The organism is Arthrobacter sp. AQ5-05 (genome assembly GCF_003287975.1).
Classification (GTDB): Bacteria; Actinomycetota; Actinomycetes; order Actinomycetales; family Micrococcaceae; genus Paeniglutamicibacter.
This window is the reverse complement of record NZ_QMKQ01000003.1, coordinates 252,926-276,138: the sequence shown is the minus strand read 5'-3', so window position 1 is coordinate 276,138 and position 23,213 is coordinate 252,926. Positions and strand designations below refer to the sequence as shown.

Below are 23,213 nucleotides of genomic sequence, written 5' to 3'. Positions count from 1 at the left end.
CGCCTTTCTGGTTTTTGCGGGACGCGGGCATTGGGCCATGTCCGCCCAAGCATCAGTTCTTGCCTTAAGTATGGGTATTTGGACTGAAATGTATCCAGCTTCTTGCAATATTCTGGAAAAGTGCGCATAGGATCGCTACTCTTGGAGACAGATTGAAAGTGTGACCGTCACTACATGGCGGTTTTTGGACAAAGCGGAAAGAGGCATTTGATGGAGACTCCCTCGGTTCGGCTCGATGAGGTGGATCGACGGATCCTGGAGGAACTCACCAAGGACGGTCGGCAGTCGGTGACCACCGTCGCGCAAAAGGTGCACGTCTCGCGCGCGCACGCCTATTCCCGGATCAACCGGCTCCAGGACGAAGGGGTCATCACGCGCTACACCGCGGTCATCGATCCGCTCCGCGCCGGCCTGCGGGCCAGCGCCTACGTCACCCTGAAATTGCGCCAACACTCCTGGCGCGAGCTGCGCGAGCGCCTCGCCGCGATGCCCGAGGTCCACCACATCGGCCTGGTCGGCGGGAACTTCGACGTGATCCTCTTGGTCCGCGCCCGGGACAACGTGGACTTGCGCCGGGTGATCTTTGAGCAGATCCAGGCCATGCCCGGAGTCCTGGACACCCAGACGTTCCTGGTCTTCGAGGACGTCGACACGCGCTAAGTGCCGCAGCACCCATAGACTCTTCCCAATGGCATGATCCGGGGCGGACGAGCGGGGACTTCATGGACGAGGAAACGGTGGACAAAACGCCTGGCACCGCTCCACCGGCGGCCGCGCCCGTCCACCTGCTCCGACACCGCCCCGGGTTCCCGACCTTGTTGCTGTCCATCGCGTTTGGCGCCGTCGCCTCGGGTATCCTGAACGTTGCCAACGACCTGGTCGCCATCTATGCCCTCGGTGCCAACGCCACCCAGATCGGCTTCCTCAACGCCTCCGAGTCGGTGGCCTTCCTGCTTCTGGCCATCCCCGCGGGCATCATGCTCGACCGCGTCAACCGGGTGAAGACCATGATGTGGGCACAGCTGGCCTCCGGGTTGGCGATTTTCTCGGTGCCGCTGGCCTGGTCCGCCGGCGTGCTGACCTACCAGCAGCTGGTGATCGTGTCGTTCCTGGTCGGAGTGGCAGGCATGCTGTGGGGCATGGGTGCCGGATCGGCGATCCCCGGCATCGTGGGACGCGATTTGGTTTCCAGCGCCTACGCCCGCAAGGAAACCGTGGACACCTCGGTGGGGGTCATCTCCCCGGGATTCGCCGGCGTACTTGTCGCCGTCATGTCGGCGCCGTTCACCCTCATCGTGGCAGGGGCTGCAAACCTCCTGGCCGCAGCAACCCTGCTGTGGGGCTTCGGGAAGAAATCCGGATCCATCGGGCCCCCGGAGGATCCCGCCACAAGGGTCGGATTCAGGGAGTCCTTCGGCGAAGGCCTGCGCTTCACCCTCAAGCACCGAAGCATTCGTGCCCTGGTCTCCTCATCCGCGATCACCAACATGGGCCTGGCCTTCGGCTCGGCGTTGGAGACCCTCTATTTCGTCAAGGTCCTGGGGTTCAGCCCCCAGGTCATCGGGCTGGTCATCTCCACCATCGCCGTCGGCGGACTGCTCGGCTCCCTTGCCGTTCCCGCGCTCGTCAGGAGGCTGGGCGAGAACCGGGTCTTGGCGCTGTCGATCCTCAGCCTGCCGTTTGCCGTTGCCCTTCTCCCCTTGGCCGCGTCCGCCCCGGGTGCAGCCATCGCCTTGGTGGTGTGCCATTCGGTTCTTTACAACGCGCTGATGGTTTCCTACAACGCCACAGCCTACGGCTTGCTGGCCAAGTTCACCCCGGACGAGATGATGGGACGACAGCAAGGATTCCGGCTGGTGTTCACCATGGGGCCGGTGCCGGTCCTGGGAATCGTTGGGGGCCTGGCCGGGGACGCGCTGGGCCTGCAGAACGCCATATGGATCTGGGTGGGAATAACGGCCTTCGCTGCGGTCCCACTGCTTGTGCTGCCGCGTGGAGGAAACCGCAAGGAAACCTAGTTCCCGGCGCCCAACGGGGTCGCGTATTCGTACGTGAACACCTCAGTGAGCGGGTGCTTCAGGGCTCCGGCAATCAGGAACGCCGTTTCCAGTGACGGTGAGTACTTCCCCTGCTCAATGGCAATGATGGTCTGGCGCGTCACCCCGACCATGGCCCCGAGCTCGGCCTGCGTCATACCGCCGGCGGTAGCCCTGAGCCCGCGGATGGAATTGCCGAGCCGGCCACGGTTCACCATGCGGGCACGCCGCGCCGGTATCCGCCAATCTGCACCCCGGCTCCGACGATGAACGAGGTACCGAGACCGGCAAAGACAGCCGCTGCGATCCAGAAATGTTCGGCGCCGCTGAACGCCATCGACAGCAACGGAACACATGTCGCCAGCAGCACCTGGTACCTGGCCTGGTCGCCGTGACGGGCAATCTCCCGGTCCCGCTCGTCGGGGCCGTCTTCCTTGTCCTGGTTCCGCGTTCCCGTCCAAATCTTGGCGGCCAGGATCGGCACCATCATGACAGCCATGCAGGCAATCATCGGCATTGAATAGTTCTGCTCCGCCACAGCCGTCCCCCCGATCAGGCGCATCAACACCAGACCGACGAAGGCCAGCATGCCAAGTCCGCAGGAAACCACAGTCACCCAGGAAATACGCTCTTCATCGGCCACGTCCCGAACCCTCCAATGTCAAAGATCTTTGACTCCTGAGCATAAATTGAAGACGAGTCGATGTAAAGGATTTTTGACATGCAGTTGATACGGGAAACAGTGAAGTCCCCGGACTACTCTCGCCAGTTCCGGTGCCACCCCTGCGCCCAGCAACCAGCGCCATTGAACACGCAGGCCGAGCCCACCTGCTCTAAGCCGGCAAGTTGCACGAAAAGAAAAACTCCGGGTCCGCCGAGGCGAAATACCGGAGTTTCCAATTCATGGCCCGAGTAACATGAAACAGCGGTCATCAAGGGCTTGCGCATCAACCCTACTTCGCATCGGCAGGAGGCACTCGCACACGCGCCCTCGACCTATCCGAATGGGACGCCTGACTCAGCGCCGCTTTCCTTCACGACCGTAGCCACCTCGAAGTCGGGCGGCGGAACGCGTGCGGCCGCCAACTTGCATTCGAGTGGCCCACCACGAGAACATTCTCCAGGGTTCAGAGGACGAACGCCGCCGAATCGTCTACCTGGTGCGGCTGTTGTCCCCCGATGCGCTGGAGCACCTTCGGGCCAATAGCGACGTTGCCACGATACTAACGAAACGCCCATAGGAAACCAGAGGAGCTTCGTTCACGAGTGCACCACGGAGTGCCCCGGCGCGTGGCTCAAGTACCTTGGCCTGACACTCCAAACCCAGATCCGATGCCACACCGAGTCCATGGTTGAAGCTGCCCTGGATCAGGCAGGCCGACAGCTCGAAACCGGAAGGCACTGCGATGCCCGAAGCCGCGCCGCGACCTGGCCGAACCCGGAATGCCACAGTAACCCCGGCGGGGAACCACTGCCCGCATACACGAACGGCGCCCCACGCAGTGCGGGGACGCCGTTCGGGGTACAGCCGGGAAACCTAGCCCTTGAAGACCGGCTTGCGCTTTTCCTGGAACGCCGCGAACCCCTCGGCGTAGTCCTCGGTGTCACACAGGTCGGCCTGCGCCTGGTTCTCGTTGGCCATCGATTCCCACAGACCCAGGCGGGCGTCGCGGATCTCGGCGACCAGTTCCTTCGAGGCGCGGAACGCCTCGGTGGCGCCGGTGGCGACCTTTGCCACGATCCCGCGCGTGGTTTCCAGCAGCTCGTCGGCGGGCATGGCACGGGAGAAGAGCCCCGAAGCCACGGCGTCGGCACCGCTGATCAGCTCCGCGGTGTAGATCAAGTCCAACGTGCGGTGCGTGCCCAGGCGCTCGGTGAACAGCCAGTGTCCTCCCGAGTCCAGGGTCGCGCCCAGGTTGGCGAAGGGGGAACCGATCTTCGCGTTTTCGGCCACGTAGACCACGTCGGTGGCGATGGCCAGGCCCAGCCCGACACCCAGGCAGGCACCCTGCACCGCGGCGAAGGTGGGTGCCGGGAAGGAAGACATCTTGGCCAGCAGGGGTTGCACCTTGCCACCGAGGTAGCCCATGACGTCGTCGTCCGCGGGGACCACCCCGGAGATGTCGCGCCCGGCGCAGAAGCCGCGGCCCTCGCCGCGCAGCAGCAGCGCGCGCACCTGCCCGGTTTCCACGCCCTCGGCTGCCTTGTCATAGGCGGCTTCCAGTTCCCCCAGGGCCGCATCGTTCAGCGAGTTCATCTTTTCCGGGGCGTTGAGCACGATCTCTGCAACGCCGTCGGTGATGTTCAGTTCAATCATCGTGGGTCCGTTCACTGGGGGTTTCTCGGGTGCTATGGCAAGGATCCACCCGCTTTCGCGGATGGATCCTTGCCGGTGTTGTTTGTTCCTAGGCGTCGTAGTCGACCAGCACACGTTCGGTGGTGGGGCGCGACTGGCAGGTGAGCACGTAGCCCTTCTCGACCTCGTCCGGTTCCAGGGCGTAGTTCTCGTCCATGTTCACCGCCCCCTCGATGACCTTGGCGCGGCAGGTGCCGCACACTCCGCCGGCGCAGGCGAACGGGACATCCGGGCGGACCCGCAGGGCCGCGTTCAGGACCGTCTCGCGGGCCTTGACCGGGCTCTTGACCTCTCCCTGCAGGCCGTCGAGCTTGAAGCCGATCGAGTAGGTCTCGTCGGATTCGTCGATGACGACCGGGCGGCCGATGTTGCCCTCGGGGCGGTGCGGCTCGCCGGTGGTGAACAGCTCGAAGCGGACCTTTTCTGCCGGAACGCCCTGGGCGGCGAGGTTGTCGCGCACCAGCTGGACCAGCTCGAAGGGGCCGCAGAGGAACCATTCGTCGACTTGGTCGGTGCGGATGACCGCGCCCAGCAGCTTGTTCAGCTTCTCTGCGTCGATGCGGCCCGAGAGCAGCGGGGAGATGCGCTGTTCGCGGCTCAGCACGTGGTGCAGCGCAAAGCGCGCCGGGTAGCGGTCCTTGAGGTCGGCCAGTTCCTCCAGGAACATCACGTCCATGGCGGCCTTGTTCGCATAGACCAAATCGAAGTGGACCTTCTTGTTGGCTGCCAGCACCGTGCGGGCGATTGCCATGACCGGGGTGATGCCCGAGCCGGCGGCCACCGCCACGAAGGTGTCCTCGTTTTCCACGTCAATGGACTCGGGGTCGTTCATCCCGGTCATCTTGTGCTTGGAGATGAAGCCGCCGGTGGGGCTCATGACATCCATGGTGTCCCCGGCGACCAGCGACTCGTTGGCCCAGGTGGAGAAGATGCCGCCGATGTCGCGCTTGATGGCCACGTGGATTTCGCCGTCCGTGGGCTCGGCACAGATCGAGTAGCTGCGGCGCAACTCGACCATGTTGCCGTCGAGGTCCTCGAGCTCCTTGCGCAGGGCCACGTACTGGCCCGGCAGGTAGTCGTACTGTCCGGCCAGCTCGGCGGGGACAGCGAAGGTCACCTCGATGGCGTCGGCGGTGAGCCTGCGGACCTCGGCAACGGTGAGGGTGTGGAACGTGGTCCGGCGGCGGCCCGGGACCTCGGGATCAATGCCCCCGTCGGTGGGCAGGGAGGCAGTCGTGTCTGTCATGAGAGCACCTTGAAGTAGTCGAAGGGTTCCAGGCAGTCCTTGCATTGGTACATGGACTTGCAGGCGGTGGAACCAAAGCGGGAAAGTTCCTTGGTATTGAGCGAATGGCACTGCGGGCACTTCACGGCCAGCCCCAAGGTCACCGGGCCGCGGTGGCCGGTGCCCGTGGGCGGGGCAATGCCGTAGGCCTCCAGCTTGGTCTTGCCCGACTCGGTCATCCAGTCGGTGCTCCAGGCCGGGGACAGGACGAGGTTGACCCGGACATTGTCGTATCCGGATTCCTTGAAGACGATTCCGAGGTCCTCGGTGATTGCGTCCATCGCCGGGCATCCGGAGTAGGTGGGCGTGATGGTGACAACCACTGTGCCATCCTCCATTTCCACATCCCGCAGGATCCCCAGATCCGCGATGGTGAGCACAGGGATCTCGGGGTCGGTGACGCGCGAGGCGATCTCACGGAGCTCGGCGATGGTGGCAATCATGTCTTGTGTCCTTTGCTTACCAGGTGGCGCCGGGGTGCTTGCGGGCCAGCACCTGCATCTCGGCCAGGATGAAGCCAAGGTGCTCGGAGTGCTCGCCGCGCCGGCCCCGTGCCATTGCGTACGGAACGGTTGGTACCTCGAGCCCGGCATCGGACAAGACGGAGGCGAAATCCTCGTCCCAGGCGGCGCGCAGGGTCGAGGGCGCCACGGCGACGTCGCCGAGCGCGGTATGCAGTTCCTCGTCCTCGAAGATCTCCCCCACGTAGGGCCAGAGCACAGCCAGGGCGTGGCGCATGCGGCGGGCCGATTCCTCGGTACCCATGCCCAGGCGCAGGGTCCAGGCGATGGCGTGGTCGCGGTGGTAGTCGACCTCCTTGACGGCCTTGGCGGAAATCGCCGCAATCGTCGGGTCGGAGGACTGCAGCAGCTCGGTGTAGAGCAGGTGCTGGTAGATGGAGATGATCAGCTGGCGCATGATGGTCACGCCGAAGTCGCCGTTGGGCTGTTCGACGATGTGCAGCGAGCGGAAGTCTTCTTCCTCGCGCCAGTAGGCCAAATCGTCCTCGGTCTTGTCCCAGGCCTTGCCGGCGTAGGTGAGGAAAGAGCGGGCGTGGCCCAGCTGGTCCAGGGCGATGTTCCCCAAGGCGATGTCTTCCTCGAGTTCCGGTCCGCGGGAGATCCAGTGCGAGAGGCGCTGCGCCAGGATCAATGCGTCGTCACCCAGGCGAACCGCGTACTGCGCGACCAGGTCGGTCGGCTTCTCCTGCTGGATCGCGATGTCCTCGGGGCGCAGGGCGTTGCCCGGTGTGACGCGGGTGGCAGAGGCCGTGGCGTCGCCGAAGGAATCCAGCGAATGGTCGATGTCGTGTGCGCTCACAGGTGCTTCACGCCCTCACTCTTGGTGTAGTACGTTGCGTGGCGGTAGTCCTTGCCCTGGGGGGACTCGAAGTACATGCCCTTGGCGTCGGGGTCGGAGGCGATGATGTCGGTGCTGGCCACGACCCACAGCGAAATGCCTTCGTTGCGGCGGGTGTACAGGTCCCGGGCGTTCTTCAACGCCATCTCCGCGTCCGGTGCGTGCAGGGATCCTGCGTGGACGTGCGAGAGCCCTCGGGAGGAACGGACGAAAACTTCCCAGAGCGGCCAGGTGCCGTGTGTTTCGGTCATGATCTATGCAACCTCGGTCTTTCGAGCCATCTTTGCCGCGTATGCCGCGGCAGCTTCGCGCACCCAGGCGCCTTCGTTGTGGGCATCGCGGCGGCGCTGCAGGCGCTGCGCGTTGCAGGGCCCGTTGCCGGCGATGACTGCCTTGAACTCGACCCAGTCCAGTTCCATGTGGATCCAGGTCCCGGTTTCCGCGTCGAAGCGCAACTCCGGGTCAGGAAGGGTCAGGCCCAGGACCTTGACCTGCTCGGCGATCATGCCCACGAAGCGCTGGCGCAATTCGTCGTTGGAGAACCGCTTGATCTTCCACGCGGTGGACTGCCCCGAGTTCGGGGAATCGGAATCCGGGGGTCCGAACATCATCAGTGACGGGGCGTAGAAGCGGTTGATGGCATCCTGCGCCATCTTCTTCTGCGCCTGCGTGCCGTTGGCCAGCTCCAGCAGGATCTCGAAACCCTGGCGCTGGTGAAAGGATTCCTCCTTGCAGATGCGCACCATGGCCCGGCCGTAGGGGCCGTAGGAGGCGCGGCACAGCGGGACCTGGTTGGCGATGGCTGCGCCGTCGACCAGCCAGCCAATCGCGCCCATGTCCGCCCAGGAGCGTGCCGGGTAGTTGAAGATCGAGGAGTACTTGGCCTTGCCCGTCATCAGCTGCTCGTTGAGCACATCGCGCGGGGTTCCCAGGGTCTCGGTGCCGGAGTACAGGTAGAGTCCGTGGCCGGCTTCGTCCTGCACCTTGGCCATCAGGATGGCCTTTCGCTTCAGCGACGGAGCCCGGGTGATCCAGTTGGCCTCGGGCTGCATGCCGATGATCTCGGAGTGCGCGTGCTGCGACATCTGCCGCGTCAGGGTCTTGCGGTATGCCTCGGGCATCCAGTCGCGCGGTTCGATGCGCGAATCGTCGGCAATGATCTGGTTGAACCGATCCTGCCCTGCTTGCTCCTCAGGAGAAAGTACCGCGGATAGCGATCCGCCGCTTTCTTGCTGTGCAGCCATAGTGCTCACCTCACTGTGACAAAGAATTATTTACTGACCGTTCGTTCAGGATATGCGGACGACCGCCTTTTCGTCAATCACCGACCCGGCCTGGCCGCCGTCGCGTCGACCGTTACCATGCCCGGGCCCGGCGTCGCCCGAACATGACGGAGAAAGTCGGGATGGGTGCCGCCGCCGTCTCCCCGACACGGCAAGGGCCCGGAAACAGGTCCCGCAGATGACGCAAGAAGTCGCTGGGTTCCATCGTGTGAACGACCCGTGGCACGGCCCTTTTCCTCCGGCACACAATGGTTCATCCCCCGGCGCCGACCGCCGGGCCGGAGCCCGAAAACCCGATGGCACCCCACGGTGCCACGCCAGCACGGAGAGCCGAACGCATGATCAGCCTGAAGAACCTCACCAAGGTCTACGGACACGGGGACAGCGCCGTCACGGTGCTCGACGGCCTCGACATCGAGGTCGCCACCGGCCAGATCCTGGCCGTCGTGGGCCCCTCGGGCGCCGGCAAGTCGACCCTGGCCCAGTGCATCAACCTGCTCGAACGCCCCACCTCCGGGCAGGTCATCGTCAACGGCGAGGACCTCGCACGCCTCCCCGAACGCAGGCTGCGGGTCGCCCGGCGACGTATCGGCACCATCTTCCAATCCGCCAGCCTGCTCTCGCGCCGCACCGCGGCGCAGAACATTGCCCTGCCGCTCCAGTATCTGGGGGTGACCCCGGCGGAGACCGCGGCGCGGGTTGCCGAGCTGCTCGAACGCGTCGGGCTGTCGCACCGCGCCAACCACTACCCATTCGAGCTGTCCGGCGGACAGCTCCAGCGCGTGGGCATCGCCCGCGCCCTGGCGCTGCGTCCCTCGGTGCTCCTCTCCGACGAGGCGACCTCCGGCCTGGACCCGGAAACCACCCGCTCGGTCGTCGCACTGCTGCGCCAGCTGCGCGATGACCTGGATTTGGCGGTCGTGTTCATCACCCATGAAATGGACACCGTGCTGCACGTGGCCGACTCCGCGGCCCGGCTGGAGCACGGACGCATCGCCGAGCAGGGTTCCCTGGTGGATCTGCTCACCGACCACGACTCGATCCTTGGCCGGGCCCTGCAGCCGCAGCTGTCTTCGGCCGATCCGGCGGCCGGGTCACGGGCCTGGCACGTGACCTACGATTCGCGCTCCGTCCCGGCGGACTGGCTGCAACGGATCTCGACAGACCTCGGCGAGCCGGCAGCCCTGCTGGCCGCCACCATCCAGTCCATCGGCGGGACCAGCACCGGCAACGCCACCGTCGGGCTCCGCTCCCCCGAGCGTCTGGCAGCCGCGGCCTTCGCCCGTTACGGGCTGCGTGCGGTCCCCCGCGCCGCCGACCCGCATCCTTCCACACCCGCAACCCGAGCCACGGAGGAACTCCAATGGGCCTGAACATTTCCGCCGCGGTGCAGATCCGCGCCCTGGCCGACACTCCCCTGCCGGAACTTCCGGCGTTGCTGGTCCCGGCCCTGGGCGAGACCCTGGCCATGGTGGGCATCGTGATGCTGGTCGTCGTTTCCCTGGGAACCCCGATCGCCGTCGCCCTGCACAACATGGCTCCCGGAGGGCTCTTCGAGCACCGCGGCACCTATTCGGTGCTCAGCTGGATCGTGAACATCGGCCGGTCCCTGCCGTTCCTGGTGCTGATGGCCGCGATCGTCCCATTCACCCGCTTTGTCACCGGCACCAACATCGGCATTGCCGCCGCCGTGGTTCCCATGTCGCTGGCCGGCATCCCGTTCTTCGCCCGGCTCGTGGAGAACTGTTTGCGCGATGTCCCGCGCTCGGTCACCGCCGCCGCCCGGGCCTCGGGCGGATCCCCGCTGCAGATCATCCGCACCGCGCAGCTGGGCGAGGCCGTCCCGGCGATCCTGGGCGGGCTGACCATCAATACCATCGCGATGATCGAGTACTCGGCCATCGCCGGGACCATCGGCGCCGGCGGCATCGGCTACGTCGCCGTCACCTACGGCTACCAGCGCTTCGACCAGACGGTCATGCTGGCCACCGTGCTCCTGCTGATCGCGATGGTCACCATCGTCCAAGTCGGCGGAGACGCCCTGGTCAGAGCCACCACGCCGCACCTGCGCCGCCGGGCCTAGCGAACCCGGCACCGCGCCGCCCCCGCCCCCGGGCCCAGGCCCGGGCCCGGGCCCGGGCAATCCTCCTGCTCCCGACCAGCAATCGCTTGTTCACTCCCGCGCCCGAAAGGCAGTTCCCCCATGACCATCACAGATCCCGAGACCAAGCCAGTGAGCGAATCCCACGGCTTCACCATCCAAAAGCACAAGAAGTGGCCCTGGACCCTGGCCGCCATCGCTTTGGCCGCAGCCATCACGGCGGGCGCGATCATCGGCTCCAACGCGGACACCCAGTCGCCGAACACCGTTGCCGGGGCCACGTTGACCGTGGTCACCGCCGAGGGCAACCACGCCGAGCAAGCCCTGGTGAACTTCGTGGCCGAAAATGTTGCACCCAAGTACGGCATCAACGTGGCCTTCAAGGGGCTGGCCGATTCGACGACGCTGAACCGGGCGGTGTCCACCGGCGAGGTCGCCGGAACCATCTACCAGCACAAGCTCTGGCTCTCCCAGGTGCTGGAGGCCAATCCCGACTTCAAGCTCGCCGCGGCCACCCCGGTCTTCCGCTGGGGATTCGGGATCTGGAGCGAGAAGTACAAGTCTGTCGACGAGATCCCTGATGGGGCCACCATTTCCCTGTACTCCGACCCCGCCAACGAAGCACAGGGCCTGTGGCTGCTGGAACGCGCCGGGCTGATCAAGCTCGACCCCTCGATGGACAAGTGGAAGGCCACGCAAAAGGACATCGCGGAAAACCCCAAGGGCATCAAGTTCAAGCTGCTGGACTTCGCCGCCCAGTCGCGCTCGCTGCCCGACCTTGATGCCGCGGTCGGCTACACCGAGTACTACGTCTCGGCCAAGGTTCCGCTGAGGCAGCAGATCTTCGCCCCGGCGGCCCCGGACGAGTTTGCCGGGCAGCTGACCATCGGCACCGAATTCGCCGACACCGAAAATGTGAAGAGCCTGGTGGCGGCATTCCAGGATCCGGCGGTGCAGGAGTTCCTGCGCACCGACCCGGCCGTCAAGGATCTTTTGATCCCCATCGACGCCAAGTAGCCATCCCCCAGGCAAGGACCCCCGTGGACGAAACCGGAATTGAACTGGGCCCACGGGGGTCCTCGCATGCGCCCCGGAGACTATGCGGCGATGCGGGCCGGAATGAACCTGTCCACGGAGAACCGGCCCGGGCCCAGCAGCGCGATGGCCGCGGCACCTGCCGCCAGGGCGAGCACCAGCTCGAAGCCCCCTGCCTCGACGAACACGCCGGCCGGCGCGTGCACCAACACCAGCGCGCCAAGCATGTTCACGGTCAGCAGCACGGCAAAGACGCGGGTGAGCACGCCGAGCACCAGGGCGATGCCTCCGGCGATCTCCAGCGTTGCCACCACCGGGGCCACCAGGCCGGCGGCCGGCACGCCCATCTGGCCAAATGCCGCGGTGGTGCCGTCGAGGGTGTATTGGAAGTACTTCTGCCACCCGTGGGCGGCAAAGAGGAAACCAATCACCACGCGCAGCATGGTTTGTGCGGTGGCGGCCAGGGCCGGGGTCTTTGTTGCAGCATCCATCAGGAAATCCTTACGTAGATTCAATGCACCCGGCCGCCTGCTGGCGGGCGGGTGCGGCGGGCCGATTCCTTCGGCCCTTGTCCCGGAGACAACCCTGCCACGAACTTACTTGAACCTTCAACTTAAGTGACATTCGTTGCCACTCCGGCTACACGCAGCGCTGCTGCCGTGGCCCGGGTCCGCCACGCGTCTGGCGTAACACTGCACCGGTTGAGGAACTTCGCAGGTTAAACCGGCAACATGGTCATCATGGCTTCCCGCTCCACCGCATTTCGCTTCCTCACCTCCGTGGTGCTGCTCTTTTTCCTGGCCGGTTGCGGAGCACCGCTGAGCGAGCACTGGAGCGGATACCGGTTGGGCCAGGGGGCCGAGCCAAGCACCGCTGCCGATTCACCGGCCGCCGCCAAGCCACCCGCACCCGCGGCGCCGGATTGCCGCAAGGTCAAGTGCGTGGCCCTGACCTTCGACGACGGCCCGGGAACGTACACCGAAGCACTGTTGAAGCTCCTGGACGAGCACAACGCCAAGGCCACGTTCTTCCTCATTGGGAAGAACGTCGAAAAACATCCCGGCATCGCCAGGGACGAGGTGGCCGCGGGGCACGAGATCGGCAACCACACCTACTCGCACCAAGACCTCACCGAGCTGTCCCTGGCTGCCGGGCAGCGCGAGCTGCGCAAGACGGAGGAGGCCATCAAGAAGGCCACCGGTGCCGCGCCGACACTGGTGCGGCCGCCCTACGGGGTGATCCCCAAGGGCCTGAAAAAGTCGCTGGACGTGCCGGTGGCCCTGTGGAGCGTGGACACCTTGGACTGGAAGACCCGTGACACCAAGAAGACCACCAAGGCGGCAGAGAAGATCGTGCCCGGCTCCATCGTCCTGATGCATGACATCCACAAGTCCACCCTCGAGGCCATGCCCAAGATCCTGGCGGACCTTGGCGCCCAGGGCTACCACTTCGTCACGGTCAGCCAGCTCGTGGGCAACCCCAAGCCCGGCATCGCCTACGGAACGGGCCGGCACCCCGGCGGCAAGGGTTGAGCGCCCAACGTCGCGACTGCCCCTGAGGCACGAAGGGGCGGCGCCACACGATGCGGAACCCCCCCTCCCATCCGTGCAGCAGGCGAACAGCCCTCCGGGCCATTCCCCGGTCCTGCTGCAGGGCCAGGATCCTGGCCTTTTTGCCCTGGAATTCCTCGTCGGTGGGCACACCCGCGTCCAGCAGTTCCCCGAGCTGTTTGAGCGGGGCCAGTTTTTGGTCGGTCAGGCCGACCGGGGATGTCTCCGATTCGACGGGTGCCGCCTCGTGCAACGCCGCGGCTGCCGGAGCCTGCGTTGGCACGGCCGGCACGCCTGCCGCCGCAGCATCCTTGGCGGCAAACCGCTGCTGTTGCTTGCGCTGGACGCGGCCCACGACCGAACCGGCGACCGCGGCCCGTCCAGCAGTTCCAAAAAGCCCCATGGTCCATGCCTTCCCAAGCCATCCACCCTGGATGCCCCAACCATGCCGTGCAAAGTGCGGGAATCGGCCTGCCGGGACTAGCTTTGGTTCACGGGCGGGCTCCGGAGGCCAAACGGCGGTGGCACCGCACCCCGGCCTTGGGCCAGGGTGCGGTGCCGCTTCCTGCGCGGACGCCCGCTTAGAGGACCTTGGAGAGGAACTCCTTGGTGCGCTCCTGCTGCGGGTTGCCGAACAGTTCGTCCGGCCGGCCCGACTCGCAGACCACTCCTGCGTCCATGAAGATCACCCGGTCCCCGATTTCCTTGGCGAAGCCCATCTCGTGGGTCACCAGGACCATGGTCATGCCCTCGGCCGCCAGGTCGCGGATGACCTGGAGCACCTCGCCGACCATTTCCGGGTCAAGGGCGCTGGTGGCCTCGTCAAAGAGCATGATGCCGGGGTTCATGGCCAGCGCGCGGGCGATGGCCACACGCTGCTTCTGGCCGCCGGAAAGCGACGCCGGGCGGGCGTCCGCCTTTTCCTTCAGGCCCACGCGGTCAAGCAGCTTCATGGCCTGGGCCCGGGCCTCGACCTTGGTTGCCTTCTTCAGTTCCACCGGGGCGAGCATGATGTTCTCGGCCACCGACATGTGCGGGAAGAGGTTGAAGTGCTGGAAGACCATGCCCACGTGGCGGCGGACCTCGTTGATGTCGATCTTTGGGTCGGTGACGTCGAAGCCGTCAACCACCACCTGGCCCGCGGAGATCTCCTCGAGCTTGTTCAGGCAGCGCAGCAGCGTGGACTTGCCCGAGCCCGAGGGACCGATCACGCATACCACCTCGCCCTCACCGATTTCGACGTCGATGCCCTTGAGCACCTCGTTGGCGCCGAAGGACTTGCGCAGTCCCTTGACGGTGATCTTGGCTGGCTTTTGTGTTTCAACCGGTGATGCACTCACTTGTTGAACCTCCGATCGGCGTAGTTTGCCAGTTTGGTCAGGGCCATGACGGCCACGAAGTAGATGACGCCCACGATCAGCAGGGTCTCGGTGACGCGGAAGTTCGCCGCGTAGATCTGCTGGCCCTGGTACAGGAGCTCGGCGAAACCGATGGCCAACAGCAGCGAGGAATCCTTCAGCATGATGATCAGCTGGTTGATCAGGGAAGGAGTCATCATCTTGAACGCCTGCGGGACCACGACCTTCTGCATGGACTTGCCGTAGCCCAGGCCCAGCGAACGTGAGGCCTCAAGCTGTCCGGGGTCCACCGACTGGATGCCGCCGCGCACGATCTCCGCGACGTAGGCGCCGGAGTTCAACGACAGCGTCAGCACGCCGGCAACCCAGATGTTGATCGGCTGCCCGGTCAGCTGCGGGAGGCCGAAGTAGAACATGAAGGCCCACAGCAGCAGCGGGGTGCCGCGGAAGATGTTGACGAAGGTCGTGGCGATTCCGCGCAACACGATGTTGTGGGAGATCTTCATGAACCCGGCCAAGAGGCCGATCGCCATGGCCACGGCGAAGGAAATGATCGTCACCAGCAGCGTGTTCTTCAGGCCGCTCATCAGTGCCGGGAAGGACTTGGCCAGCAGGTCCAGGAAGGTCGTGGGTTGGGCGGCGGTCGGATTGGCCAGGTACTTGTCCAGGATCTCTTGGTAATCGCCGTCGGCCTTCAGCTTGGCCAACCCGTCGTTGAAGGCGGCCAGCAGGGCGGTGTTCTTGCCCTTGTTCACGGCGAATCCGTAGGACCCTCCGGGGACCTTGTCGGTGACGGTCTTCAGCCCGTTGTTCTGGGCCACGCCGTAGGCGAGCACGGGGTAGTCGTCGAAGACGGCCACGGCGGAACCGGACTTGACGGACTCGTACATGGTTGCCGACTGGTCCAGGGACTTGACGGTGAAACCGTACTGCCCGGCAATCGACTTGGCGTAGGCCTCGCCCTCGGACCCGGTCTTGGCGACCACTGTCTTGCCCTTGAGGTCCTCATAGCCCTTGATGGTGTCGTCGTTCTTGGCGACCGCCATCTGGATGCCGGACTCGAAGTAGGGTTCCGAGAAGTCGTATACCTGCTTGCGTTCGTCGGTGATCGACATGCCGGCGATCACTCCGTCGACCTGGTTGGAGGTCAGCGCCTGCAATGCGGCGTTGAACCCAAGGGAACGGATCTCGACCTCGAACCCTTCGGCCTCGCCGATCGCGCGGACCAGGTCCATGTCGATTCCGGTCAGCTCCCCGTTCTCGCGGAACTCAAAGGGAGCGAAGGTGGTGTCTGTGCCGATGACGAAGGTCTTGCCTTCGACACCGTTGTCGGTCGGGGCCGCCATGGCGGCCCCGGCTCCGCCGAACACCAGGAACATGCCCATGGCGGCGGCAATCACCGCCCTGGGCCAGGTCCTGGGACCTCGAGTCGTTCTGGACGTCTTCAAAAGTCGTTCATCTCCTTGGTTGCAGGTTCCGCCTCCGTGGTGCGAGGGCGCTAACACGGGTCATAGCCTAGATGCTGATGGTCGCCGACGGCACCATCCACGCGGGAAGAATGCCGGTTTGCCCCGGCATTGTTGCCCGACCGTGACACTGCGCCGGGTTCCATGCCCGGCTCACAGCCGGCCGGGACCCGAAGCACCGCGGGAGCGTGGAAGCCCGTCGGACGTTCAAAGAGCATGCCCCCGGGTCCGCGCATCGTCAATGCTCCCGCCACGTCGACCTCGAAGCGGATCACTTCCCCGTACCCGGAGAATCCGTTGGGATCGAGGGACCTGAGGGTGGCCTCGTCCACGAATTCCAGCGGAACGGTGGTCTCGACGGCCACGGGGGCCGCCGGATTGATCCGGTACAGCTTCCCGCCGAGCGCCGCGATGTCCACCACGCCCCACAGGGAGGCAAACCTGCCGGTGAAGCGCAGCAAGACCTCTTCATCCACCCCTGCGCAGGAATCGGGCGTGGGTTTCCCGGCGAGCGCCGCGAGGGCAAAGAGCCGTTCGCCGTATTCGGTGGCCGGCCCGTCGATGGCGTTGGTCGGCACGCTGAGCACCACCTTGGTCTTGGGAACCGCCCAGGTGCGGGTGATGTGCCCGGGGTAGCCGCCGCTGCGGCCGAAACTCCCGTGGCCGGCAACGTCCTGGATGATCAATCCCAGCCCGTAGCCGCGCCCCGGCGCCCCGGAGTCCTCGGCCTCGCGCTGCATCAGGCGCTTGGAGTCATCGTCCGGCACACCGGTGCCGGGTCCCACGAGGTGGGAGGAGAAGTACCTGGGCATGTCCGAGGTCGTGGAGTGGAAGCCCGTGGCGGCTCCCGGCGACCGGGTGTGGATGTGTTCGATCCGGGTGCGTCCCGTCAGGGCACCGTGGTCTCCGGCGAGCGCGAGCGTCCCGTACCCGGTCGCGAGTTCCCCCGCCCGTTCGTCGAGGTCCGCGCCGGTGTCGCGCAGCTGCAGGGGTGCCAGGATGCGCGCATCCACGAAGTCGGCGAAGGGAAGTCCTCCTGCCGCCTCGACGAGCAGGCCGAGCAGCCCGTACCCGATGTTCGAGCACTTGAAGTGTTCGTTGCGTTCGATCACCTTCCCGGTTGCAGCACCTGCAGCAGTTCCTCGGCCCCGGGGAACGCCCGGCCCAGGGCCCAGAAGTCGGCCTCCGCCCCGTCGCGGGTGACCCCCGCGGAATGGGAGAGCAGTTCGCGCACTCTCACGTGTTCCACCGGGCTGCCGGCCAGCGGGGCCAGCCATTGGCCCAGGGTGTCCTCGAGGGTCATTTTGCCTTCCCCGCGCAGCAGCATCACGGCGGTGGCGGTGAAGGTCTTGGAGTGCGAGGCCACCCGGAACAGGTGCCCGTCGGTCATCGCCTCTTCGGGGTCGATCCGTGCGTACCCCGCGCTGAAGGCCCCCAGGATTTCCCCGTCCACGGCCACTGCCGCCTGGTACCCGGGGTGGCGCGAAAGCGCACGGTCGTATTCGAGGTTGCCCGGAGCATAGGCCAGCACCGACTTCCAGATGTCCTTGGTGGCTTGCTGCCCGCCGGTTCCATGCGCTGTGCCCACGAAGCCATCCTGCCACCGGGTGGCAGGTGGCCGACGTATTGGCTCCGCACGGCACGGCAACGGGCCGTTCCGGCAAAGGTTGGGCGGACGTTAACCGCGGCGCAAGGCTCCGGTTTCCGGGGTGTTGTTGGCTGGGGTCCATGGATATCTCCCCGCTCCCGAATCGCCGCTCGCTGCTGAAGGGCGCCGCGGCGCTCTCCGCCCTGGCCGCAACCTCCCCCGCTGCTCCTTCCGCCCTCGCGGCGCAGCGCCCGGCCGGCGTGCCGCTGGCTGTCCGCCGGCTGACCCTGCCCTCGGGCATCTCCACCGGGGATGTCTCCACGGATTCCGCCGTCCTGTGGTCGCGCGCCTCCGGACCGGGGCGCCGGCACGCCACCTTGCGTGCCACCGACGAGGCGGGCCATCCGCTGGCGGGGCGCTTCGCCCGCACCGTGAAGCTTGCCGGTTCCCAGGCGCACGCCGGCACCGACTTCACGGCCAAGATCAATGCGCGCGGTTTGCCCGCGGGCACCCGATTCGCCATGGAGCTGTACTTCGAGGACGAATCCGGCCGGCGCAGCGAAAGCGGCACCGGTTCCTTCAGCACCGCTCCGGCCCCCGGCAACGGGCGCAACCGCGAATCAGCGGCGCAGAGCTTCGTCTGGACCGCCGACACCGCCGGGCAGGGCTACGGCATCAACGAGGAGATCGGCGGGATGCGCGGCTACGCGGCCATGGCCGCAACGAAGCCCGATTTCTTCCTGCACTCGGGCGACACCATCTACGCGGACGGGCCCATCGCCGCGCAGATGACCGAACCGGACGGAAACATCTGGCGCAACGTCATCACCGAGGAGGTCGCCAAGGTCGCCGAGACCCTCAACGAATACCGCGGCCGACACCGCTACAACATGATGGACACCAACCTGCGCGCCATGTACGCCCAGGTCCCGGTGATCGCGCAATGGGACGACCACGAGACGGTGAACAACTGGTACCCCGGCGAAATCATCGACGATCCGCGCTACACCGTGCGCGAGGTGGACGTCCTGGCGGCCCGCGGACGCCGGGCCTGGCAGGAGTACATGCCGATCGCCGAGAAGCGCGCGCTGCGCCCGGGCACCGGCTTCGAACCGGCCCGCATCTACCGCCGGATCCGTCGCGGGCCGCACCTTGAGGTGTTCGCCTTGGACATGCGCTCGTACAAGGGCCGGAACACGCCCGGGTTGGAAACCAGGGAGACTTCCCTGCTGGGCGAGGAACAACTGCAGTGGCTGATCCGCTCGCTGCGCGCCTCGAACGCGACCTGGAAGGTCATCGGCAACGACCTGCCGCTGGGGCTCATCGTGCCCGACGGGAAGGCGCAGGAGTCGATCTCCAACGCCGAGCATGGCACCCCGCTGGGCCGCGAGCTCGAACTGGCCCGCCTGCTGGCGGCAATCAAGAAGCACGACATCAAGAACGTGGTGTTCCTGACCGGGGACGTGCACTATTGCGCCGCCCACCACTACTCCCCCGAACGCGCCGCGTTCTCCGACTTCAACGAGTTCTGGGAGTTCGTGGCCGGGCCCATCAACGCCGGCTCCTTCGGGCCCAACGCCCTGGATGGCACCTTCGGCCCGCGGGTCGACTTCCAGCAGGCCGGCCGCACCATGGCCTCCCCGCGCTCGGGAGAGCACCAGTACTTCGGCCACGTGGAGATCCCAGGCGACGGCTCGGCCTTCACAGTGAAGCTGATCAATGCCAACGGCCAGGTCCAATACACCCGGACGTTGTCCCCGCGACGCTGATCCGCCCGCACCCGCACCCGGTGGCGATCCGTGGGCCCCGGTGGCCGTTTTCCACGGTGCCGGGCGGGAAGCGGATTTGTCCGCGTTGGGCGAAGCCATGGGCCCAACGGGCGGCAAGTCGGATTGAATGGAAGCATGAGCCACGCCGAGCACGCACTCCCCGCCCCGCAGACCCCCAAGGTCCCCACCGTTCGCACCCACCACGGGGATGCCTTCACCGACGACTACGAGTGGTTGCGGGACAAGGACAACCCCGCGGTCCGGGCACACCTTCAGGATGAGAACGCCTACGCCGAGGCGGTCACCGCCAACCAGGGCCCGCTGCGTGAGGCCATCTTCAACGAGATCAAGGCGCGCACCGTGGAAACGGACCTCTCGGTCCCCGCCCGCAAGCGCGGATGGTGGTACTTCACCCGCACGGCCGAAGGCTGCCAATACGCCATCCACTGTCGCGTGGCAGCCACCGACACCGGGGACCTGGCCGCGGACTGGACGCCCCCGGCCATCGAGGCGGGTGTGCCGATCGCCGGCGAACAGGTGCTGCTGGACGGGAACAGGGAGGCCGAGGGCAAGCCCTTCTTCTCCCTGGGCGGGATGGCCGTCAGCGAGGACGGCACCCTGCTGGCCTATGCCCAGGACAACGCCGGGGACGAGCGCTTCACCCTGCGCCTGAAGGACCTGTCCACCGGGGCGCTGCTCCCGGACACCATCGAAAACGTGTTCTACGGGCTGGCGTTCTCCCCCGACGGAACCCGGGTCTTCTACACCGTGGTCGACGAGTCCTGGCGTCCCCACCAGATCAAGGCCCACACCCTGGGCACCGACCCGGAAACCGACGTGGTCATCTTCCAGGAAGACGACCCGGGCATGTGGCTGGGCTTCGACCTCTCCGCGGACCGCACCGAGCTGCTGATCTCCATCGGCAACTCCGAGTACTCCGAGACCCTCACCCTGGATTTGGCCGACGAGCGGGCGGTCCCGGTCATGCTGGTCTCCCGCGAGCACCGCATCCTGCACACCGCCGACCCCGTCACCCTTCAGGGACGGCGCGCCTACGTCATCACCCACGACCGCAAGGCACTGAACAACATGGTCTCGCTGCTGCGCGCCGACCAGCTCGCCCTGCCCTACGCCCAGCAGCGCTGGGACACGGTGCTCGAGCACCGCGACACCGTCAAGGTCGAGGGCACCGCCGCCACGGCCACCCACCTGGTCATTTCCGTGCGCAAGGACACCACCGAACGCATCCAGGTCCTTCCGCTGGCAGGCCTGGGCACCGAATCCCAGCTCCCGGCCGTGGAACCGGAGTTCGACGAGGAGCTGTACACCTGCTCGCTGGCCAACGCTGAGCTCGAGGCACCGATGATCCGGCTGTCCTACACCTCGGACTTCACCCCGGCCCGCGTCTACGACTACATGCTGGCCGACGGCACCCTGTCCCTGCGCAAGCAGACCCGGGTCAACAACTACGACCCGGCCAACTACCTGGCCACCCGCGAATGGGCCACCGCGGCAGACGGCACCAGGATCCCGCTGACCATCCTGCGCCGCAAGGAGATCACCAACGAGTCCCCCAATCCGGTGCTCGTCTACGGCTACGGCAGCTACGAGATGTCCATGGACCCGGGCTTCGGCATCCCGCGGCTCTCGCTGCTGGACCGCGGCGTCGTGTTCGTGATCGCCCACGTGCGCGGCGGCGGCGAACTGGGCCGCCAATGGTACCTGGACGGGAAGAAACTGACCAAGAAGAACACCTTCACCGACTTCGTGGATGCCACCAAGCACCTGTTGGACACCGGCTGGGCCGATCCCGCCCGCATCGTGGCCCTGGGCGGATCGGCCGGAGGGCTGCTCATGGGCGCGGTGGCGAACCTCGCCCCGCAGCTCTACGCCGGCATTATCGCCCAGGTGCCCTTCGTGGACGCGCTGACCTCCATCCTGGATCCGGAGTTGCCACTCTCGGCCCTGGAGTGGGAGGAATGGGGAAACCCCATCGAGGACAAGGAGGTCTACGACTACATGAAGTCCTACAGCCCGTACGAGAACGTCGCGGCCCTGCCCTACCCGAGGATCGCGGCCGTCACCTCGCTGAACGACACCCGCGTGCTGTACGTGGAGCCGGCCAAGTGGGTGGCGAAGCTGCGCGAGGAAACCACCGGAAGTGCCCCGATCGTCATGAAGATCGAGATGGACGGCGGCCACGGCGGGGCCTCGGGGCGCTACGAGGGCTGGAAGACCCGCGCCTGGGACTACGCCTTCGCCCTGGATACCCTGGGCCTAAACCGCGAAGGCGCATGAGCACACCCCGGATCAGCAGCGACCGGAACGCGGGGTTCGCGGCAAACCCCGCGTTCCGGGCGCTGCTCACCGCAGCCTCCGACGCCACCGGCGCTGACCTCGACGCCCTGATCGAAGGGATCAAGGACCATCAGCTGCTGCTGGTGCACGATGCGGCGGGGGAACCCGCAGCGCTGGCCGTGTATCGGCGCATCGATGGTTTCGCGGTCGAACTCGAATACCTCGCCGTGGCCCCGGGGCTGCGGCACCAGGGGGTGGCCGGCGCACTGGTGCGGCGGATCCAGGCGGACGCGGCGGCTATGGTCGTCGCGCGCACCGAGGACGACGCCATCGGCTTCTACCGGGCCGCCGGGTTCCACGCCAGCGCCTCCCCGGCCGATCCCCGCCGGCCTTCTCGCCGCCGCCACCTCTGCGTGTTGCCCCACCTGCCGCTGCTGCGCAACCCCGTGCCGGATGACGGTTCCGTGGAGTGGATCCACGGCGAACCGGTCCCGGCCCCCGTACGCGTTGTTCCGCCGTCGGCATCCTGGCCGCAGGATTTTGCCGGGCTTGCCGGGCGCCTGCGCGATGCCCTGGGTTCCCGGGCGCTGGCCATCGAGCATCTGGGTTCCACTTCGGTGCCGGGGCTGTGGGCCAAGCCGGTCATTGACGTGGTGTTGACCGTCGAGGATCCCGGGGTCGAGGAGCACTATGTGCCCCGGCTTGAGGCGGCGGGATTCGTCTTCCGCCTCCGTGAGCGCAATTGGTACGGCCACCGGCTGCTGGTTTCCGGGCCCGGCTCCGGGCTGTCGGCAGCCAACATCCATGTCTTTGCCCCGGGCTGCCCCGAGACCGCACGCATGGTCGCGTTCCGCCGGTGGCTGTGCACGCATCCGGCCGACCTGGATGCCTATGCGCGCATCAAGCGGGCGTCCGCCGAGCGGATCAATGACCGCGGCGGCGGTGCCGGGCTGGTGATGGACTACAACCGGGCCAAGGAACCGTTCATCCGCGACCTCTACGCACGGATCCTGCAGGGCAACCCGGGGCCGGAGGAAGGCTAGCCGGCGTCTTCGCACGCCGCCCGGGACCGCTCCGGGGGTCCTTGGCGGTTTCCTTGGCGCGGGCCAGCCAAATGCCGTCGCGCACCGCGGCGCGGATGACGAAGTACAGGGCGTACAGGGCCACCAGCGCAAACACGATGGCCAAGACCAGGGCCGAGGGCATGCTTGCATCCATGGCCCGATCCCAACGGAACCCCCTGGCCCGGTCGGTGCGGTTCGCCGGCGTTCAGCCCCGGGTATCCGCCGTCGGCGGTTCGTGGCCCTTGGCCCGATGGCTGCCGGGCTGCTTGAACCGTTCCCAGGCCGATTGCCGTGTCATGGCCAGGGCCTCGCCCACGCGCGCCCAGCTGGCGCCCTTGTCCCGGGCGACGCCCACCCACGCGGCCAAGCGCTGCTCGACCTGCGCGGCCACCGCGGAAATCCGGGGCAACAGCTCCAGCACCTGCTGCTGGGTCATTTCACGCCAGGGCTCGGAGGCGACCCCGCCGGCATGCAGCGAAGCGCAGTTTTCCGTGCAGTCGGAACAAATGGCGACGCCCGGCCCATAGGCAAGCTTGCCGCAGGCTTCCCGGGAACGCCCGCAAAAGCTGCACTGGCCGGTATCCGCCATCCGGTCGGCCGGATCCATCGTTGCCCCTGTATCACTCACATCCCAACACTACGCGATCAACGGGGTTGTACTGTCA

General features: G+C 66.4%; 24 protein-coding genes. 9 read left to right on the top strand and 15 right to left on the bottom strand.

Annotated features, from left to right (window positions below; genetic code table 11):
• Positions 1–210 precede the first annotated feature (210 nt).
• Both DQ353_RS05735 and DQ353_RS05730 read left to right on the top strand, forming a co-directional pair.
• Positions 211–660 carry an Lrp/AsnC family transcriptional regulator gene (locus DQ353_RS05735; RefSeq protein WP_113761810.1) on the top strand — a complete coding sequence of 150 codons (450 nt, stop codon included), beginning with the start codon at positions 211–213 and terminating at the stop codon, positions 658–660.
• 62 nt (positions 661–722) lie between these two features.
• On the top strand, positions 723–2,018 hold the full coding sequence (locus DQ353_RS05730) for an MFS transporter (RefSeq protein ID WP_113761809.1): 1,296 nt from the start codon (positions 723–725) through the stop codon (positions 2,016–2,018).
• Here the strand turns inward: DQ353_RS05730 and DQ353_RS05725 are convergent.
• The 8 genes from DQ353_RS05725 to paaA form a co-directional block, all read right to left on the bottom strand.
• The gene (locus DQ353_RS05725; RefSeq protein WP_113761808.1) at positions 2,015–2,254 is read right to left on the bottom strand and encodes a helix-turn-helix transcriptional regulator; all 240 of its coding nucleotides are present in this window, start codon (positions 2,252–2,254) and stop codon (positions 2,015–2,017) included. The genes DQ353_RS05730 and DQ353_RS05725 overlap by 4 nt on opposite strands.
• Positions 2,248–2,679, bottom strand: a complete 432-nt coding sequence (locus tag DQ353_RS05720; protein ID WP_113761807.1) for a hypothetical protein — start codon at positions 2,677–2,679, stop codon at positions 2,248–2,250. Before DQ353_RS05720 ends, DQ353_RS05725 begins: the two co-directional genes overlap by 7 nt.
• 894 nt (positions 2,680–3,573) lie before the next feature.
• Positions 3,574–4,353: an enoyl-CoA hydratase/isomerase family protein gene (locus DQ353_RS05715; protein ID WP_113761848.1), complete on the bottom strand. Its 780-nt coding sequence runs from the start codon at positions 4,351–4,353 to the stop codon at positions 3,574–3,576.
• 88 nt (positions 4,354–4,441) lie between these two features.
• Positions 4,442–5,638: a 1,2-phenylacetyl-CoA epoxidase subunit PaaE gene (gene paaE / locus DQ353_RS05710; protein WP_113761806.1), complete on the bottom strand. Its 1,197-nt coding sequence runs from the start codon at positions 5,636–5,638 to the stop codon at positions 4,442–4,444.
• Positions 5,635–6,120, bottom strand: a complete 486-nt coding sequence (gene paaD / locus DQ353_RS05705; RefSeq protein WP_113761805.1) for a 1,2-phenylacetyl-CoA epoxidase subunit PaaD — start codon at positions 6,118–6,120, stop codon at positions 5,635–5,637. The genes paaE and paaD overlap by 4 nt, the downstream gene beginning before the upstream one ends.
• Positions 6,121–6,136: 16 nt before the next feature.
• Positions 6,137–6,997, bottom strand: a complete 861-nt coding sequence (paaC, locus tag DQ353_RS05700) for a 1,2-phenylacetyl-CoA epoxidase subunit PaaC (RefSeq protein ID WP_113761804.1) — start codon at positions 6,995–6,997, stop codon at positions 6,137–6,139.
• Positions 6,994–7,287 (bottom strand): 1,2-phenylacetyl-CoA epoxidase subunit PaaB, encoded by a 294-nt coding sequence (gene paaB, locus DQ353_RS05695; protein WP_071212832.1) that lies wholly within the window; start codon positions 7,285–7,287, stop codon positions 6,994–6,996. The genes paaC and paaB overlap by 4 nt, the downstream gene beginning before the upstream one ends.
• A 3-nt stretch (positions 7,288–7,290) precedes the next feature.
• A complete protein-coding gene (gene paaA, locus DQ353_RS05690; protein ID WP_113761803.1) occupies positions 7,291–8,280 on the bottom strand; it encodes a 1,2-phenylacetyl-CoA epoxidase subunit PaaA in 990 nt (329 codons plus the stop codon).
• Between the two features lie 377 nt (positions 8,281–8,657).
• Here paaA and DQ353_RS05685 point away from each other — a divergent pair, with 377 nt between their 5' ends.
• From DQ353_RS05685 to DQ353_RS05670, 3 genes are all read left to right on the top strand, one after another.
• Positions 8,658–9,692, top strand: a complete 1,035-nt coding sequence (locus DQ353_RS05685; RefSeq protein ID WP_113761802.1) for a methionine ABC transporter ATP-binding protein — start codon at positions 8,658–8,660, stop codon at positions 9,690–9,692.
• Positions 9,683–10,402 (top strand): methionine ABC transporter permease, encoded by a 720-nt coding sequence (locus tag DQ353_RS05680; protein ID WP_113761801.1) that lies wholly within the window; start codon positions 9,683–9,685, stop codon positions 10,400–10,402. The genes DQ353_RS05685 and DQ353_RS05680 overlap by 10 nt, the downstream gene beginning before the upstream one ends.
• A gap of 120 nt (positions 10,403–10,522) precedes the next feature.
• Entirely contained in the window at positions 10,523–11,437 is a 915-nt protein-coding gene (locus tag DQ353_RS05670) for a MetQ/NlpA family ABC transporter substrate-binding protein (RefSeq protein WP_113761800.1), read from the top strand.
• A gap of 80 nt (positions 11,438–11,517) precedes the next feature.
• Here the strand turns inward: DQ353_RS05670 and DQ353_RS05665 are convergent, their stop codons facing one another.
• On the bottom strand, positions 11,518–11,946 hold the full coding sequence (locus DQ353_RS05665) for a DoxX family protein (RefSeq protein WP_113761799.1): 429 nt from the start codon (positions 11,944–11,946) through the stop codon (positions 11,518–11,520).
• 249 nt (positions 11,947–12,195) lie between these two features.
• Here DQ353_RS05665 and DQ353_RS05660 point away from each other — a divergent pair, with 249 nt between their 5' ends.
• The gene (locus DQ353_RS05660; RefSeq protein ID WP_113761847.1) at positions 12,196–12,987 is read left to right on the top strand and encodes a polysaccharide deacetylase family protein; all 792 of its coding nucleotides are present in this window, start codon (positions 12,196–12,198) and stop codon (positions 12,985–12,987) included.
• 599 nt (positions 12,988–13,586) lie between these two features.
• On the opposite strand, the gene DQ353_RS05650 is transcribed toward DQ353_RS05660, so the two are convergent.
• The 4 genes from DQ353_RS05650 to DQ353_RS05635 all read right to left on the bottom strand — a co-directional run bounded on the left by DQ353_RS05650 (position 13,587) and on the right by DQ353_RS05635 (position 17,417).
• Positions 13,587–14,345: an amino acid ABC transporter ATP-binding protein gene (locus DQ353_RS05650; protein ID WP_113761798.1), complete on the bottom strand. Its 759-nt coding sequence runs from the start codon at positions 14,343–14,345 to the stop codon at positions 13,587–13,589.
• Positions 14,342–15,748, bottom strand: coding sequence for an amino acid ABC transporter substrate-binding protein/permease (locus tag DQ353_RS05645; RefSeq protein ID WP_502696377.1), 1,407 nt, complete (start codon positions 15,746–15,748; stop codon positions 14,342–14,344). The genes DQ353_RS05650 and DQ353_RS05645 overlap by 4 nt, the downstream gene beginning before the upstream one ends.
• Positions 15,749–15,861: 113 nt before the next feature.
• Positions 15,862–16,941, bottom strand: a complete 1,080-nt coding sequence (locus DQ353_RS05640) for a serine hydrolase domain-containing protein (protein ID WP_181578260.1) — start codon at positions 16,939–16,941, stop codon at positions 15,862–15,864.
• Complete coding sequence (locus tag DQ353_RS05635; RefSeq protein ID WP_181578259.1) at positions 16,938–17,417, bottom strand: serine hydrolase domain-containing protein; 480 nt, start codon at positions 17,415–17,417, stop codon at positions 16,938–16,940. The genes DQ353_RS05640 and DQ353_RS05635 overlap by 4 nt, the downstream gene beginning before the upstream one ends.
• A 140-nt stretch (positions 17,418–17,557) precedes the next feature.
• Here DQ353_RS05635 and DQ353_RS05630 point away from each other — a divergent pair, with 140 nt between their 5' ends.
• The 3 genes from DQ353_RS05630 (at position 17,558) to DQ353_RS05620 (ending at position 22,527) form a co-directional block, all read left to right on the top strand.
• Positions 17,558–19,186, top strand: a complete 1,629-nt coding sequence (locus DQ353_RS05630) for an alkaline phosphatase D family protein (RefSeq protein ID WP_113761794.1) — start codon at positions 17,558–17,560, stop codon at positions 19,184–19,186.
• A gap of 135 nt (positions 19,187–19,321) precedes the next feature.
• Positions 19,322–21,484 (top strand): S9 family peptidase, encoded by a 2,163-nt coding sequence (locus DQ353_RS05625; RefSeq protein ID WP_113761793.1) that lies wholly within the window; start codon positions 19,322–19,324, stop codon positions 21,482–21,484.
• A complete protein-coding gene (locus tag DQ353_RS05620) occupies positions 21,481–22,527 on the top strand; it encodes a GNAT family N-acetyltransferase (RefSeq protein WP_220093975.1) in 1,047 nt (348 codons plus the stop codon). The genes DQ353_RS05625 and DQ353_RS05620 overlap by 4 nt, the downstream gene beginning before the upstream one ends.
• On the opposite strand, the gene DQ353_RS05615 is transcribed toward DQ353_RS05620, so the two are convergent.
• A complete protein-coding gene (locus DQ353_RS05615) occupies positions 22,469–22,702 on the bottom strand; it encodes a DUF6019 family protein (RefSeq protein WP_113761792.1) in 234 nt (77 codons plus the stop codon). The genes DQ353_RS05620 and DQ353_RS05615 overlap by 59 nt on opposite strands.
• A gap of 51 nt (positions 22,703–22,753) precedes the next feature.
• Entirely contained in the window at positions 22,754–23,176 is a 423-nt protein-coding gene (locus DQ353_RS05610; RefSeq protein WP_220093974.1) for a ClpX C4-type zinc finger protein, read from the bottom strand.
• Positions 23,177–23,213: the final 37 nt, after the last annotated feature.

Bases quoted from the DNA above. Each gene is read 5' to 3' on its own strand.
- DQ353_RS05735 (WP_113761810.1), top strand. From the start codon at position 211: ATGGAGACTCCCTCGGTTCGGCTCGATGAGGTGGATCGACGGATCCTG.
- DQ353_RS05730 (WP_113761809.1), top strand. From the start codon at position 723: ATGGACGAGGAAACGGTGGACAAAACGCCTGGCACCGCTCCACCGGCG.
- DQ353_RS05725 (WP_113761808.1), bottom strand. From the start codon at position 2,254: ATGGTGAACCGTGGCCGGCTCGGCAATTCCATCCGCGGGCTCAGGGCT.
- DQ353_RS05715 (WP_113761848.1), bottom strand. From the start codon at position 4,353: ATGATTGAACTGAACATCACCGACGGCGTTGCAGAGATCGTGCTCAAC.
- paaE (WP_113761806.1), bottom strand. From the start codon at position 5,638: ATGACAGACACGACTGCCTCCCTGCCCACCGACGGGGGCATTGATCCC.
- paaD (WP_113761805.1), bottom strand. From the start codon at position 6,120: ATGATTGCCACCATCGCCGAGCTCCGTGAGATCGCCTCGCGCGTCACC.
- paaB (WP_071212832.1), bottom strand. From the start codon at position 7,287: ATGACCGAAACACACGGCACCTGGCCGCTCTGGGAAGTTTTCGTCCGT.
- paaA (WP_113761803.1), bottom strand. From the start codon at position 8,280: ATGGCTGCACAGCAAGAAAGCGGCGGATCGCTATCCGCGGTACTTTCT.
- DQ353_RS05685 (WP_113761802.1), top strand. From the start codon at position 8,658: ATGATCAGCCTGAAGAACCTCACCAAGGTCTACGGACACGGGGACAGC.
- DQ353_RS05680 (WP_113761801.1), top strand. From the start codon at position 9,683: ATGGGCCTGAACATTTCCGCCGCGGTGCAGATCCGCGCCCTGGCCGAC.
- DQ353_RS05670 (WP_113761800.1), top strand. From the start codon at position 10,523: ATGACCATCACAGATCCCGAGACCAAGCCAGTGAGCGAATCCCACGGC.
- DQ353_RS05665 (WP_113761799.1), bottom strand. From the start codon at position 11,946: ATGGATGCTGCAACAAAGACCCCGGCCCTGGCCGCCACCGCACAAACC.
- DQ353_RS05660 (WP_113761847.1), top strand. From the start codon at position 12,196: ATGGCTTCCCGCTCCACCGCATTTCGCTTCCTCACCTCCGTGGTGCTG.
- DQ353_RS05645 (WP_502696377.1), bottom strand. From the start codon at position 15,748: ATGGGCATGTTCCTGGTGTTCGGCGGAGCCGGGGCCGCCATGGCGGCC.
- DQ353_RS05630 (WP_113761794.1), top strand. From the start codon at position 17,558: ATGGATATCTCCCCGCTCCCGAATCGCCGCTCGCTGCTGAAGGGCGCC.
- DQ353_RS05625 (WP_113761793.1), top strand. From the start codon at position 19,322: ATGAGCCACGCCGAGCACGCACTCCCCGCCCCGCAGACCCCCAAGGTC.
- DQ353_RS05620 (WP_220093975.1), top strand. From the start codon at position 21,481: ATGAGCACACCCCGGATCAGCAGCGACCGGAACGCGGGGTTCGCGGCA.
- DQ353_RS05615 (WP_113761792.1), bottom strand. From the start codon at position 22,702: ATGGATGCAAGCATGCCCTCGGCCCTGGTCTTGGCCATCGTGTTTGCG.